This is a genomic window from Cryobacterium sp. Y50 (genome assembly GCF_002929805.1).
Lineage (GTDB): Bacteria > Actinomycetota > Actinomycetes > Actinomycetales > Microbacteriaceae > Cryobacterium.
In genome coordinates this window covers 1-14,060 of record NZ_PJJM01000073.1, presented here as the reverse complement: position 1 = coordinate 14,060, position 14,060 = coordinate 1, and the positions used below count along the sequence as shown (strand labels likewise).

At 58.0% G+C, this 14,060-nt stretch carries 14 protein-coding genes and 1 pseudogene; 8 read left to right on the top strand and 7 right to left on the bottom strand.

Translation table 11 applies throughout. The features are described 5' to 3' along the window. Window positions 1-24: 24 nt before the first annotated feature. The gene (locus CXY73_RS04445) at window positions 25-666 is read right to left on the bottom strand and encodes an ABC transporter permease (protein WP_104176968.1); all 642 of its coding nucleotides are present in this window, start codon (window positions 664-666) and stop codon (window positions 25-27) included. Between the two features lie 584 nt (window positions 667-1,250). On the opposite strand from CXY73_RS04445, the gene CXY73_RS23445 reads away from it, so the two are divergent. The 7 genes and pseudogenes from CXY73_RS23445 (at window position 1,251) to CXY73_RS04415 (ending at window position 5,716) form a co-directional block, all read left to right on the top strand. Beyond that, entirely contained in the window at window positions 1,251-1,739 is a 489-nt protein-coding gene (locus tag CXY73_RS23445; RefSeq protein ID WP_104176967.1) for a GNAT family N-acetyltransferase, read from the top strand. Between the two features lie 167 nt (window positions 1,740-1,906). Then, window positions 1,907-2,476, top strand: coding sequence for a GNAT family N-acetyltransferase (locus tag CXY73_RS04435; protein WP_104134387.1), 570 nt, complete (start codon window positions 1,907-1,909; stop codon window positions 2,474-2,476). A 591-nt stretch (window positions 2,477-3,067) separates the two neighbouring features. Further along, window positions 3,068-3,550: a DUF2975 domain-containing protein gene (locus CXY73_RS04430; RefSeq protein ID WP_104134388.1), complete on the top strand. Its 483-nt coding sequence runs from the start codon at window positions 3,068-3,070 to the stop codon at window positions 3,548-3,550. Then, window positions 3,550-3,771, top strand: a complete 222-nt coding sequence (locus CXY73_RS04425; RefSeq protein ID WP_104134389.1) for a helix-turn-helix transcriptional regulator — start codon at window positions 3,550-3,552, stop codon at window positions 3,769-3,771. The genes CXY73_RS04430 and CXY73_RS04425 overlap by 1 nt, the downstream gene beginning before the upstream one ends. Window positions 3,772-3,839: 68 nt before the next feature. Beyond that, on the top strand, window positions 3,840-4,043 hold the full coding sequence (locus CXY73_RS23440; protein ID WP_369831208.1) for a helix-turn-helix domain-containing protein: 204 nt from the start codon (window positions 3,840-3,842) through the stop codon (window positions 4,041-4,043). A gap of 121 nt (window positions 4,044-4,164) precedes the next feature. Further along, a pseudogene (locus CXY73_RS04420) lies at window positions 4,165-5,102 on the top strand (DDE-type integrase/transposase/recombinase). An 89-nt stretch (window positions 5,103-5,191) separates the two neighbouring features. After that, on the top strand, window positions 5,192-5,716 hold the full coding sequence (locus CXY73_RS04415) for a hypothetical protein (protein ID WP_104176966.1): 525 nt from the start codon (window positions 5,192-5,194) through the stop codon (window positions 5,714-5,716). Window positions 5,717-6,372: 656 nt separating this feature from the next. Here CXY73_RS04415 and CXY73_RS04410 read toward each other — a convergent pair. The 4 genes from CXY73_RS04410 to CXY73_RS04395 all read right to left on the bottom strand — a co-directional run bounded on the left by CXY73_RS04410 (window position 6,373) and on the right by CXY73_RS04395 (window position 10,432). Further along, a complete protein-coding gene (locus CXY73_RS04410; protein WP_146071620.1) occupies window positions 6,373-6,861 on the bottom strand; it encodes a hypothetical protein in 489 nt (162 codons plus the stop codon). Window positions 6,862-7,075: 214 nt separating this feature from the next. Then, complete coding sequence (locus tag CXY73_RS23435) at window positions 7,076-8,104, bottom strand: M20/M25/M40 family metallo-hydrolase (protein WP_158254024.1); 1,029 nt, start codon at window positions 8,102-8,104, stop codon at window positions 7,076-7,078. Window positions 8,105-8,390: 286 nt separating this feature from the next. Next, complete coding sequence (locus tag CXY73_RS04400; protein ID WP_104176963.1) at window positions 8,391-9,302, bottom strand: amidohydrolase family protein; 912 nt, start codon at window positions 9,300-9,302, stop codon at window positions 8,391-8,393. Between the two features lie 50 nt (window positions 9,303-9,352). Beyond that, the gene (locus tag CXY73_RS04395) at window positions 9,353-10,432 is read right to left on the bottom strand and encodes an IS110 family transposase (protein ID WP_104176962.1); all 1,080 of its coding nucleotides are present in this window, start codon (window positions 10,430-10,432) and stop codon (window positions 9,353-9,355) included. 145 nt (window positions 10,433-10,577) lie between these two features. Here CXY73_RS04395 and CXY73_RS04390 point away from each other — a divergent pair. After that, a protein-coding gene (locus tag CXY73_RS04390; RefSeq protein WP_233198136.1) for an IS3 family transposase occupies window positions 10,578-11,752 on the top strand; the annotation gives its coding sequence in 2 pieces (ribosomal slippage) (window positions 10,578-10,830 and window positions 10,830-11,752; 1,176 coding nt in all). Here CXY73_RS04390 and CXY73_RS04385 read toward each other — a convergent pair. Together CXY73_RS04385 and CXY73_RS04380 are read right to left on the bottom strand one after the other, a co-directional pair. Beyond that, window positions 11,640-12,329, bottom strand: coding sequence for a transposase (locus tag CXY73_RS04385; protein WP_104176960.1), 690 nt, complete (start codon window positions 12,327-12,329; stop codon window positions 11,640-11,642). The genes CXY73_RS04390 and CXY73_RS04385 overlap by 113 nt on opposite strands. A gap of 259 nt (window positions 12,330-12,588) precedes the next feature. Beyond that, window positions 12,589-13,988 (bottom strand): IS3 family transposase gene (locus tag CXY73_RS04380; RefSeq protein WP_104176979.1). Its coding sequence is split into 2 segments (ribosomal slippage): window positions 12,589-13,667 and window positions 13,667-13,988, totalling 1,401 coding nucleotides; the frame shifts between segments, so codons are not numbered across the junction. Window positions 13,989-14,060 lie beyond the last annotated feature (72 nt).

The window sequence follows — 14,060 nt, the reverse complement described above, 5'->3', positions numbered from 1 at the left end:
TCTGCGCTGTTGGATGCAATGAGTTCAGACACGAATACCTCGGGGTGTGGTCAGGCGGCCGAGGCCGACGAGAAGAAGATCAAGAATGAGGGCGAGCACAACGACGCCGATGACGCCCGTCAGCACCGACTCAAGGGAGTTGGCGCCGCCGAGGCGGGAGAGGCCGGAGAAGATGAATCCGCCCAGGCCTGGGCCGAGGGAATATGCGGCGATCGCGGCGATTCCCATGACCATTTGGGCGGATACCCGAATGCCTGTGAGGATGATCGGCCACGCCATAGGCAGTTCCACCTGCAGAAGCGTGCGAAACCGACTCATGCCGATGCCGCGGGCGGATTCCACGATCGACGGCGCAATACCCGACAGGCCCACGACCGCGTTGCGCAGAATAGGCAGCGTAGCAAAGAACGCCACGACGATGACGGCCGGAACAACGCCGAAGCCGAACGGTGCGATGAGCAGCCCGATGAAAGCAAACGACGGGATAGTCAAGCCAATGGCCGACACCGAGTTGGCAACCCCGGTGAGCGCGGAACTTCGGTAAACGAAGGCGGCCAGCACGACGGCGATAATTGTCGCCAGAATCAGGCACTGTACGACGAGGCTGAAGTGCTGCCAGCTGCTGAACAGAATCTGCTCAAACTGATCCCCTAAAAAATCCCACACATCAAAACCTCTTCGCTTCGATCACACATCAATTCACCGCCACCGGCACGGGCGCGACTGGAGACGCTGATGCGGAACTGGATGGGGACGCAGGCTGAGAGCCGTAGGCGAAGGTGAAGTTCTAGTCTCGCACGGCCACTCCCGTAAGGGCGCAGCGAGACGTTACAGTTCGATTACGTGCGCCGACTCTCCTACGAGAGAAGACGACGATACAGGCCGGCCGGAGCACTGATTGACACTGAGCTGCGCCTCCGAGGCCACGGCCGTTGTCAGCGCTCGTCGATAAGTAGGCCAGTGACGCTCTTCGAGGTAGACCACCCACCACGATTGATGGGTGAATACAGTGCAGGATTGGGCAGAGATTTAGCATCTTCGCGCCAGTGAGGGTATGTCAGTGCGGGCGATTGCGAAGCAGCTGGGATTGTCTCGGGTGACGATCACCCAAACGGCCGTGGCGTAGAAGAAAACCATCAGATTGTCTCGATAATTTTATGAGCGCAGCCGACCAATCTGTTTTGACACCCATGGGCGCTATCAAGGGATCGTAGCAACACCGTGCGTATGACGCCCGGTCATCGGGCCTAATGTCGGGCGGGGCAATCGCGTCACCCGAGATTGCAGAACACCATGAAAGCGAGAACGGTGGGGGAGTGCCCGGTCACCGACCCCCTTGCGGCGCCCTTCATCACGCTACCCTCGGAGTCATGTTGAAGACTTTTTTTCGACAGGCGACGGCCGACGATCTGGAACTTCTTGAAGCGATCGAGAATGAAGCTGACACGCTGTTCGCGACCGTATTCTCGATTGTCGGCTGGCGGCCTGCTCCTTCTTATACGAAGCCATCACAGCAGAATGACTTCATCCTCGTAGCCAGCGACGGTCCAAAATCGGATGCGGTCGGGTTTGCCCACGTCCTCGCAGTCCCTGGCAGCGGTCATCTCGAGCAGCTATCGGTAAGGCAGCCAGCGGCGAACCGCGGGCATGGGCGCGCGCTCGTCGAGGCAGTCAAGAGCGAATCAAGACTGCGCGGATGCAAACGGGTCACCTTGCGAACGTTCGCGGACGTTCCATAGAACGCCCCCTTCTACTTGAGCTGTGGTTTTATCGAGCGTGATCCTGATTCTGATTTTCTTCGAAATCTGTTAGTAGCGGAGCAACAGCGAGGACTCGGATACGGCCGGCGTGTTCAAATGAATTTCGACCTGACTGATGAGTTGCCCCGATAACCGCCTCCCTGCGCATGGCTGATAATGACGGAGTGGACCTCACTCTTCGTGAGCTGACGCAGGCAGACGTCGAGGCGCTTGCCGGATGGCAAACCGACGCGTTGTTCTGTGCGCGCGCGGGCTGGCAAGCCCGGGAGTCCCAACAGCAGGCGGTGGGATGGTGGCATGAGCAGATTTCGAATCCTGACCCGCACCTCATCCGATTGCTCGCACTCGATGCCCAGGACCCGATTGGCTACGTAGACCTGCATGGGAGTGGTCCAGTGGAACGCGAGCTTGGCTATGTGGTTGGCCCGTCCACATCGTGGGGTCGTGGTCTGGGGACAGCTGCTGCGCGTGCCGGAGTTGCATTCGGCTTCGATGGCCTTGGGCTCAGCCGAATTTGGACCGAGGCGGTCGAAACAAACACCGCTCCAGTCAAAGTGCTTCGCCGTCTCGGCATGCGAGAGATTGCACTCGGGAGCAAAGAAGACTTCTTGAGGCAAACCTCGCAATACGTTCAGTTCGAAATATTAGCCATGGAGTGGCAGCAGTCGGCCAGCCTCGCCGCCGCTGAGGGTTCCCACTCCGGGAACAGGGCATGAGTCTCGGCCAATGCCTTCGGCCCGATTGCGGTCTCCGTTTATGAACGGTCCCATGGGGCGGCTAATCGGCGTCCAGTCGGGGAAACGCGAGCACTACCGGCTGAGCTGCGATCAGACGTTATGTTGACCTTTATTGTCGGCATCCTTTTTGTCTGTGCGGTCTTGGGTTATCGACGCGTTCGGGAATCCTCGAGGCGCGAGCAGCAGGCGAACGACAAATCTCGCTGTGGAGAAACGATCAAAGTTACCGACGGCCGCTGGCTAGCATGCTTATGCAAGCAGCAGCGGGACTCCTCGTCGTAATTGGGGCCGTCTTTTTCCTCATCCTCTGGGGTGCGGGCGACATCTTTCTATCCAGTGAGGTTCCTCTTGTGGGCCCGTGGAGACATTAAAGAATCGTGTCCTGCCGGGTCGGAGCCACAGGTGGGATTCAGATGGTGTCGGCCCATAACCGTCCAGCATGGACCCGTCAGCGCCGCCCAGAGGCGGAGGCGCCTCGTGCGTGATCGGCTCGTTCAAGGCAGCCGCACAGAAATCCACTAAACGATCTTTTCTATTGACATTCAATAGATAACTATTGATACTCGATAGATGAGCTCGAATATATCTCGGACCTCGCATGCGATAACGATAGCGACCTGGATGGCGCTCGGTGCTCTAGCCGTCGTCATCGTTGTCGGTGGAATCCTGCTGTTTCCGATCTCTGCTTCCCTCGCTCGCGACAATCCTGAGTTTGCTGACTTACAACCCCTCCTTCTCGCGCTAGCCTGGGCTGTCGGCGTCTGCGCAGAAGCAGTGCTCGCCGCGACGGCCCTATTGGTCGGGTATATCCATCAGGATCGGATCTTCGATCGCGCCGCGGCACGAGCGGTCGACCTGCTGGTTCTGACGGTCATCATCGCGACTGTCCTAATCGCGTCTCTCCTACCCTTCATTCCGGGCCCGCCGCTACTGGCGCTCCTGATATTCGGCGGCGTCCTGCTGGGAATCACCCTGTCTCTCGTTCTAAGCGTTCTCCGGTCGCTGCTGCGCCGCGCGGTCCTCATGCGAGTCGAACTCGACGAGGTCGTGTAGTGGCCGTACGGATCCTCATCGACCGCCTGCTGGTTGAACGCGGCATGTCCGTCGGTGACTTCGCCGCGGCGGTTGGCATCACCCCATCCAACGTCGCCGTCCTCAAAAACGGGCGGGCTCGCGCTATCCGGTTCTCCACACTCGACGCAATATGCCGAGTCCTACACTGCCAGCCGGGTGACATCCTGGACTGGAAAGACGACCAGCGCGCAGACTCCTGATTCCCCAGAAGTGTCCCGTAGAAGGTTCGGCGGATTCAACCGGTCGTCGTAACACTCGATTTTGTGAGGTGTTGTACGTGTGGTTGAAGTATGAGCTGGTTGAGAAACAGGCGCGGTTTTGGGTGTTGATCACCCAAGGTTCGACGCTGACTGCAGCGTGCGATGCTGTGGGGGTGAATCGACGAACTGGACGGCGTTGGCGTCAGGCAACGGGTGGGCGGATCCCTTTTCTCGCCCACGAAGGCGGCCATCGGTCATTCGTGATGGCGTAGTCGACAGCGCCTTGGCCGGCAATAGTGCCGCTACTCCCCTCACCGCGAGTACTGAGCTGCCGCGGATATCTCGGACAGTGGGTCCTCTGGAAATGAAGGTTCACTGAAAGTAGAGAGCAGTATGACTGCAGCACGTAGGCGTTACACCCAAGACTTCATAGACGGGCTGCGCCACGAGATGATCACAACGTACAAACCGATCAAGGACGTCGCTACCGCGTACGGCATCGGGCCCGAGCCGCTCCGCAACTGGCTGGGTAAATACCGCGAGGCCAATGGCGGCACCGGGACTGATTTGACGGTGCCGGAACGAGCTCGTTTGACGGAGCTTGAGCAGGAAGTTCACGAGTTGCGGGGCGGTGAGCGCGTTCTTGAAAAAAGCCAGCGCTTACTTCGCGCAGGGGCAGCGGTAGTGAGCAAGTACGAATACATCGACTCTCAAAAATCTGACCCCACCAACCGGAATTCGGTGGTGAGAATATGCCTGTGGTTGGCCGTGTCCACGTCAGGTTTTCACCATTGGGCAATCCGACCGCAGTCAGCGACTGCTGCCCGCCGACCGCCCGGCGTGAAGTTCGTCGGTGACATCACCTACATCTACACCTGGCAGGGATCCATCTATCTGGCCATCGTCATCGACTGCTATTCCAAGAAAGTCGTTGGTTAGTCCATCGCCGATCACGCGCGAGCTCGTCGCCGACGCCCTCGCCAGCGCCGCTGCAACAATCCTGATCGAGCCAGACGCGATCTGGCACTCCGACCCGCAGCAGCGTTTACACATCGGCCGAGTTTCAAGCCTTGGTGACCGGTCTGGGGATGCGTTCCCCGATCGCGCACACCGGCGTAGGCTGAAACAACAGCATGGCGGAAAGTTTCTTCTCGATGCTCAAGAACAAGCGCGTTGATCGCACCGTATACGCGACGAAATCACAAGCTCGCAGCGACGTCATCCGCTATATCGAAGGGTACTACAGCAGCCGACGCCGGCACTCCGCGCTCGGTTACCGTAGGCCCAACGACGTCCACTATGGTGAGCAGCAGTCGGCACTGACGGCGTAGAGGGATCCACTAATTCCGCTGTCCGAAATGCCCACAGTAGTTCAAAGAAGACCTTCAAGGCCTATCTAGAAAACTGCAATGCCTACCGGATGAAACCCAAGGGCCGCCCCGACAAGGACGGATTTCAGCGCTTCCTTTACCCCACTCCCGGCAGCTATACGGCCATTGACCGTGTCAGTGGCAAACGGGTGGCCAAACCCTCCACACCAGTGAGTGTCACCATTCCCCTCGACGCAGGTGCACCGTCCGAACGAAACCGAGACCCTCGGCTCGCGGTCAAGCACCTACAGAAATTCGCTTACAAATCAAAAGAACACCGCAAGTACTTCGGCATGCGCAGCCTCGTCGAATCCGCCAACAAGACCCTCAAGGGCAAGAACTTCGAAGACCTCGCCAACGTCAGCAAACGTTCCGGCCGCGGCTTCGCCTTTAACTACCTCGCCGCAACACTCGCCGCCGTCTCATCGAACCTGCGCAAAACATACGACTTCTACGTGAAGGCCGCCGAAGTCGACCTCGGACATACGCTGTCCCGCGAACGCCGCCGCAAAGAAGCCACCGGAACACCACTGAGCGCCCACAGCTCCCTACCGGCCCTGGCGCCACCGCAGTAACAACGGCCGCCACCTACTCCAGCACCAACCACCCGCGCACCGAAAGCATCAGCCTGCCCACCCGCAGGCCTTTTCCCATTTAAACGAGCAACTCCGCCTCAACCGGCCCGATCGGCCCCGCCAACACCGTTAAAAACCGAAGGCCGGCCGAGTATTTCTACTCAACCGGCCCGTTCGCTTGGATTTCATGAAAACGAGACTTCAATTTCCTGAAACACCCGCAGTGGGTGTTTCAGCCTATTCGGGAGGCCTTGCTACGACTGGGGACTTCTCGGCGGGTGTGTACGACGTTCCAGGCTAAGGACGAATTCGTTCCAGTACTCGCCAGTCACCATCGTCACACGTGAGTTGTTGCCTCGAAGGCCTATGACTGCTCCGTGTTAATCCCCCGATGTTTTTCCAAGCTTCTTACCGCTCTCGCTCAGGTAGAGCAATTCGCTGTCTCGATCGGCAATAGGTGGCACTGCGTTGCTGTCGTCTGATTTATCTGTGTCAGGGGCCATTAGATTCTCCATTAATTACACTGAGGGCAGGTGGTCGTATGGCGTCCTGATTGTGCAAGAGGAGCGGCCAGGGCATTTCCGTAGTCTCTCGTACCGGAAGCCGGATATCCGTGTTGTCGTTGCTGTTGGTCAAACCCTCGCCCCAAAATATGCCTAACCCCGCCAATAGGAGCATCGCGCCCGAGGCAACAAACCCCCTGCGAGCCATACCCCGCGTGCTTGAATTCGTTTCTGCCGCCGGTTGAACGCCGCTACCTCTAGCTCGAGAACGAAGAACTCATACGAGCTGAATGGCTCGTTCCGAAATGTTCCGGAAATTCGATCGGAAAGCGTCTTGGAATGGATGCCCTTTACTTTCGTGGGCCATAGCGACACGATCGCCAACCCGGCGGTCAGTAAGGCGAAAACCGTCGAAAGCCGAAAGATCAGCGTGTCCTCCGAAAAGTTCACGGTCGTTACTATGCCAGATAGAACAAGGAGCAGCGACGCCTTCGTGTCCATGCCGACACCACGGTGGGCGGCGTAATCGTTCTGGCGTTCCAACGCTGCAAGAGTTGCTCTGACCTTCAATTGCGCGCCCGTCGTCACGGTGGCGGCAAGAGGAACTGGCGTTGAGGCCCTCGCCCGCAGCGCGTCTCCCAAACGCTCAGTCCAACCGTTACTCCCCATGCCCTGAAGGTAACAGACACCCAAATGCTTTGTGATCAAGTCATACCCTGGCTGCTATGTGAATCATTAAAATGAAGATCTAGGGCCACCCCCTTTCGGCCTGGGATCAGCCAGTCACATCACCACCGGAACCTCACCTGAGTCCTAGGACGGGTATAAGCTCTATGTTCGGGAGATGACGACGCCACTACTCCTCTCCACGAAGTAGCAATTCCGCTAGAATTTCGGACACTTGGTCCATCGAATCCAAGTCGACCCACTCATCTGGCCCATAAAATCCGCCACCACGCGCTCCAAATCCCACCGTTGGAACACCTAGAATGCGAATAGGAAACCGTAAGTCACTCGCACTGTGCCATCCGTATCGCTCGGGATTAACTCCCGTGACAGAAGCTATAACCTCAGAAACTGACCTGATGAAGTTCGAACTGATTTCCCCTGCCGGATTTGCACGAAGCCCTACCAGGTCGACAGAAACTATCCCCCCTTGTGCTACGAACAATGATGTCGACGCGGCAATTTTACGTTCAACGAAAGATCTCTGAAACTCTGCATCGTGATCAGAAAACCAGCAGGAGATGTCAACTTTTGACGTGCCAGGTATTTCAAATGGAGTTATGCCACCTCCAGTGATCCCTGTAACTTCCCAAATAGCCGACTCCGACGGAAAGGTTCGCACTGCCGCCGCTAATTCGACCGACGCATTTATCGGGTTCAGACCGATACGAGGATCTGCGCTTATCGGAGATCGTTCTTCTTGCGGCACCGGTGTACGTACATGAAAAGTAGCCCGTATTGTTGCCACCCCGCGCGAAGCAGTCTTGAGCTGTCTAAGTCCCTCGCCGCTCTCCGCGGGATGGCAGTAGACCGCCTCTTTGACACCAGTCACTTCAGCCACCGCTTGAAGCATCCCCAAACCTCCCCCTTGCTTCGCGGTGGCAAAGACAACTACTGGTGGATACTTTGGGAAACGTGATTGTTTCTGCAGAATTTTGAGCGCTGCGAGGATAGAGACAATTCCTGCTTTCGCATCCGCGACACCTAATCCATACGCTCTGCGTTGGCACTTCCTTAGTTCTAACGGCGGAATGCGCCAACCCGCGTGCTCTGGTTCCGTATCCAGATGGGTAAAAAGAAGGGTCGGACCCGAATCTTCGCGCGTATCACTTACACGTCCCCCGCGATCGTTTACGTTCGAGGTCCGATGCGTCGCCACATAAGACGTTCCGACCTGCCCACAAGAATCAGGCGGACTATATTCCAAATGTCCCGTACGATATTCATCTATGAATATGGCGCGTGATGTGTACCCGAGGTCTGCGAGAACTTCGTCGACAATGCGCCAAATCTCCGTTGCCTCCCCGGTTACACTCGACGCCGCAACTAGTTTTTTTTAAGCTCCTCAGACCACACCGATACGCTTTCTTCTGTTGCCGCATTCTCTGATTGAGACTTCACAGGAAAGTTTCTATTCGACGTAGGCACATCCGGCATACTCGACATCAGCTGGCCTCCTTGGGGAGAAACACAGGACTCGCTTTGACATGCCGCCCTTGAGGTGCCGAATCAATAAATTCACCCTTACGAACGACTGAGCGCCCCCGGACAAATGCGGCAATTGGCCGGCCCGTGACAGAAATTCCTTCATATGGCGTAAAGTCCGTTGCCATGTGGAGGTCCGATGATCTTAAAGTTACTTTTGCGCTCGGATCCCAAAGAACTATATCCGCATCGGAACCCGGTGCGATCAAGCCTTTTCGTGGAAAAAGTCCGTTCAGGCGAGCCGGGTTTGCGGAAGAAAGCTCCACGAACTTCATTGCTGTCATGCGACCCGTCGTGACGAATTGACTAAAGAGAACAGGAAGCCTGGTCTCAACGCTCGGGAGACCATTCGGCATGGTTCTGACGTCCGATTTAGACGACGCTTTTTGTTGAGTGTCATAACAACAATGGTCACTTCCGACCGTGTCAACATGACCCGAACCCAAAAGTTCGCCGACACGGAGCATACTATTTTTCGATCGTATCGGAGGACAACAAACGTAAAGTTCTGGACAATCACCCTCATATACTGCATCGTCCAATACGAGATGATGAACAACAGTTTCGCTGAACACCCTGAGTCCCCTGTTCCGGGCCTCTCGCACCGCTTCTATCGCGGCAGGCGTGGATTGGTGAACAAAATAGACGGGGGCTCCAGCAGCTTCTGCGAGATCTAGAACGGTTCGGACTGCTGCGACTTCGGCCAGTTCAGATCGGGTTTCACCATGAAAGCCGGCTGAAATTTGATTTCGCTCGACCGCGTCCAATTGAGAGGACTCAACAAGCGAATTTGATTCCGCGTGGACATAGGCGAGTCCTCCTGTGCTGCGTAGATGCGTCAGCGTCTTCAGTATCGTCGATTCGTCTGCCATCGTATCTCCGCTATACGTTGTGAATAATTTGACAGATGCTCCTATAGTTGTCAACTGGTTTTGAGGACTGCGTTTTCAACCGGGCAGACAAGGTGGAAGACCTCGCGGATGACGTATCTCTTCAGGCAGCGGATGATGTCGCGTTTGCTGAGACCTTCGGTGGTGCGCCGGGTCACGTACTCGATCGTGGGCTGATGGAAGCGCATTCGGACGATGACGGTGCGATAGATCGCGGCGTTCAGTTGCCGGTGGCCGCCGTGATTGATGCCATGGCGACCTGAGGTCATCCCGGAGGACGCCGGGATTGGGCTGATCCCAGCGAGTTTCGCCAGAGCAGCCTCGGATTTGATGCGTTCGGGGTTGTCTCCGACGACGATGAGGATCTCTGCCGCAGTGTCGGCCCCGATGCCGAACGACTCCACGAGTTGAGGTGCGGTTTTGAGCACGAGTCCCTCAATCATCGTCTCAAGCTCCGACGCCTCAGTATTCAGAGTAATCCAACGTCGGGCGAGGGATCGGAGTGTGTATCGGTTGCTGTCATCCGGAGTTTCAAGCCGGGTCGGCCGCAGAGAGGCAAGATGTCGTGCGAGCATCACCTGGGTTTTGCCGGCGGTGTCTTGGCGGAGCTGGTCTGAGCTGTGGATGAGCATTGCTTTGAGGGTGATCATCGCTGCGGAACGATCTTTCACCGCTGTGTCGTGGGCGACTTTAAGTTGGTGGATCATTTCCACGGTGCCATCTGCGGTCTTGGGTTCTGCGGTCGCGAACCCGGCGAGGACAGCGCGAGCCGCGTTTTCGGCATCGAGAGTGTCAGATTTACCGACCAGTCGCCGCATTCGTCGATCGGGCCGGTTCACCTCGACGACACGGTGTCCGTTACGGCGGATGAATGAGGTCAGCCCGGCGCCGTAAGAGCCGGTGCCCTCGATTCCGAAGGCGATGATCTGCCCGAATTCGGTTGCCCAGCTCAGTAGCTGCTGGTAGCCGCCATTGTCAGTTGCGATCGTGAGAGAAGACAGGATGCCGCCAACGGAGTCCATCACTGCTGCGACATGGACATGTTTGTGAGTATCGACGCCGATCACAACGTGACCAGAGTGGGTGAGATTCAGAGGTGCAGAAACTGCCATGGTGGTCCTGTTCGGTTGGGGTTAGTGTGGTGTGGCACTGACGCCGGCGGGTGGACAGGACTGTCACTGGCCTGCTCCGGAGATCTCGGACAGTGGGCCCTCTTAAAATGAGGGTGCTACTGGAAGAGAGAGCAGCACGTCCGCATTGCGTAGGCGATTCACTCAGGAGTTCAAAGACGAGTTGTGCCGTGAGGTGATCAACACCTCCAAACCGATCAAGGACGTCGCGGTCGCGTACGGTGTGGGCCCGGAAACTCTCCGCAACTGGCTGATCAAGTATCGGGAGGCCAATGGCGGGACGGAGACCGAGTTAACGGTCACGGAACGGGCCCGGCTGAAGGAACTCGAACGGGAAAATCAGGACTTGCGGGCGGAGACCGCGTTCTTGAAAAAAGCGACGGCCTACTTCGCGCGGGAGCAGCGGTGATGGCCAAGTACGAGTATGTCGACTCCCAGAAGAACGAGCCGAGAAACCTGAATCCGGTGGTGAAGATGTGCCGGTGGTTGGGGGTATCGACCTCGGGGTTTTACCACTGGTTGGGTCGCCCACAGTCGGCCACCGCGGCCCGTAGGGAAGCGTTGACGGCACGAGTCCAGCACTTCTTCGAAGCGTCCGACGGGACCTACGGGTATCGGCGAATCCACGTCGACCTGGCCGAGGAGAACACCGAGTGTTCCCCAGAGCTGGTGCGCCAGATCATGCGTGCCGAGAGCCTTGTCGCCTGTCAGCCGCGTCCGTTCCGGGTCACGACCGAGGCGGACGCTACGGCCGCAGCGTCCATGCCGGATCTGGTGAAGCGCAACTTCACCGCTGACCGCCCAGGAGTGAAGTTCGTCGGCGACGTTACCTACATCCACACCTGGCAGGGGTTCATCTACCTGGCCACCGTCATCGACTGCTTCTCCAAGAAGGTCGTCGGGTGGTCCATCGCCGATCATATGCGCACCGAACTGGTCGCTGACGCGCTCAAGAATGCTGCTGCGACGACTCCGATCCTGCCTGACGCGATCTGGCACTCCGATCGCGGAAGTGTTTACACGTCGGCCGATTTCCGGGCCTTGGTGAGCAGTCTGGGGATGCGCTCGTCCATGGGTCGCACTGGCGTGTGTTGGGATAACAGCATGGCTGAATCGTTCTTCTCGATGCTCAAAAACGAGCGCGTCTACCGGACCATTTACGCGACCAAAACCCAAGCCCGCAGCGACATCATCCGCTACATCGAGGGGTTCTACAACAGCCGACGCCGGCACTCAGCGCTCGGCTACCGACGCCCCAACGAAGTCCACTATGGTTATCAACAGCCAGCCCTGGCAGCGTAGAAGAAACCACTAATTCCGCTGTCCGAAATCCCCGCAGCAGCCCAATGCTTTTGGCACGGGATTCGCTGGTCTTGCCCCGATATTTGGCCCGGATACTCTCTGGGGCCGATGTCAGTACGGCGCTGATCTGCGTTAGTACCGCGGTGCGTGCCTTCATCGCGCTGGTGCGCGCGGTGCGCAGCACTCGGAGGGCTTCGACGTTACCGTCGCGGGCTTTTGGTGTAGAGGTGCCGTGCTGGGCGAGGACAGATTCGGCGGCCTGATAGGCGTCTAGCGGATCGGACTTGCCGTAGATGCGTCGGGCTTGGCGATTGGGCCGGTTGACCTCTTTCACGTCGAAGCCCTCGTGGATCAGGACCCGGGTCAATTCAGCACCGCAGGACCCTGTTCCTTCGACGCCGACAGCGATCACCGGTCCATACCGGGTGATGTATTCGGCGATTTCGCGGTAGCCGGATCCCACGGCCAGAAACTTCTTATCGGCAAGGTGTTTGCCGTAATTGGTGATGATGGCGACGTGATGGGTGTCGGCGTGGGTGTCGATGCCGGCGATGACGCTGATGTCGTCGGTTGTCATGATGGGAATAGCTCCTCTGACGCTCGAGTAACAGGGCGGACTCGCGTTCGTCAGGTGGGCAGACAAGACGGTGATGGGACTTCTTGGTCAAGCTCCTATTAGGTCATGTCCGCCTGGCGAATGCGTTTGATGCAAGCCGCGGAACGGTGGACGGATCAAATTAAGGACAGCTTCACGAAGCGTCAGTCAAGGTTGGAGTCACACCATTCCACGGCCTACTCCCATCATCACCGTCAAGGCGGATGAGGCCAGTGGGGGTTTAGGCGGCTAGTTCGAGGCGGTCATTCTCGGTGGGTTTGTCGGCTGGTTTGTTGATCCATGCCGTCTCGGGAATGGACAGGATCTTTGGTGCCTGGGTTGTGCTGAATCGCTCGGGGAAGCGCGCGCGTGCCGCGTCCAGCGTCGCTGCTCGTTCGATGGCTTTCGCCGCTGCGAGGCCGTAGTGAACGTCGGCGGGCGTGTTCAGGCCGATCCCGGAATGGCGATGCTCGTGGTTGTAGCCGTCGACGAACGCGGCCATGAACGTCTTCGCGTCGGACAGGGAGCCGAAGCGTTCGGGGAACGTCGGCGGGAATTTGAGGGTCTTGAACCACGCCTCGCTGTAGGGATTATCGTTGCTCACTCGAGGCCTCGAGTGCGACTTGGTGACCTCCAGATCAGACAATAACGCCGCGACGGTCTTGGATGTCATCGACGTGCCGCGGTCGGAGTGAACGACGTGCGGGACGCCGTGAATGCCGAAGATTTCCTTCATCATCTCCACCGCCAGCTCGCCCGATTCCGACGTGTGAACATACGCGCCGACGATGTACCGGGAGTAAATATCGATCATCACGTAAGCGTCGAAATACTTCCCCTTGACCGGACCTGCAAGTTTCGTAATATCCCACGAGTAGACCTGGCCTGGCCCCGTTGCCGTCAGCTCCAGGATCGCCCGCGCCGGATGGCGGGCCAGGCGGCGGCGTTCCTTGACCTGCTGGTTCTCGTTCAACACTCGATACATCGTTGATATTGAGCACAAGTAGGTGCCCGCGTCGAGCAGCTGCGCGTAGATCTGGATCGGTGGCAGATCCACGAACGACTCCGAATTGACGACAGCGAGAATCTGCCGACGGTCGGCATCATCGATCTTGTTCGCCGGGATCGGAGACGGCCCGGTCACCGGGATGCGTGGTTTCCTGGTCGCTGTTGCCCGAGGAACACCGACCAAGTCGGCCGCGACGCGAGTCGAGATCCCTCGGCTGGCCAGTTCGCGGTAAGCGATCATTACGGCAACGCGCACGGTGTTTCGTCCCGCGAGCTCTTCGAAAGACTTTCGAGTAGCTCGTGCATTTTTGACATGATCTCCAACGCCACCCCCGACGTTTCCAGGCGCTGCTCGGTCTTGTTCAACTGGCGGCGCAGCCGGGCTATTGCCGCTTGCTCTGGCGTTAACCGGCCAATCTTCTCCCCGGGTTTCTTCCCCGCCAGAACACCCGCGTCGCGCAGTTTGCGCCACTCCGTGATCTGTGAGGAGTACAAACCTTCGGTGCGCAGATACGCGCCGCCCTCGTTGTTCTTGATGGCCGCGTCATGCGCAGCCAAATGGGCTAGCTTCTGCGCTGGACTGAACGACCTTCTCGAGGTCGGACCACCAGCTCGGGGTCCGGGACTACTCATAGGACTATCGTCGCGCACGGCGATCACAGACGGGCTGGACATGGTGATGATTCCTGATTCTCGCCCTACGTC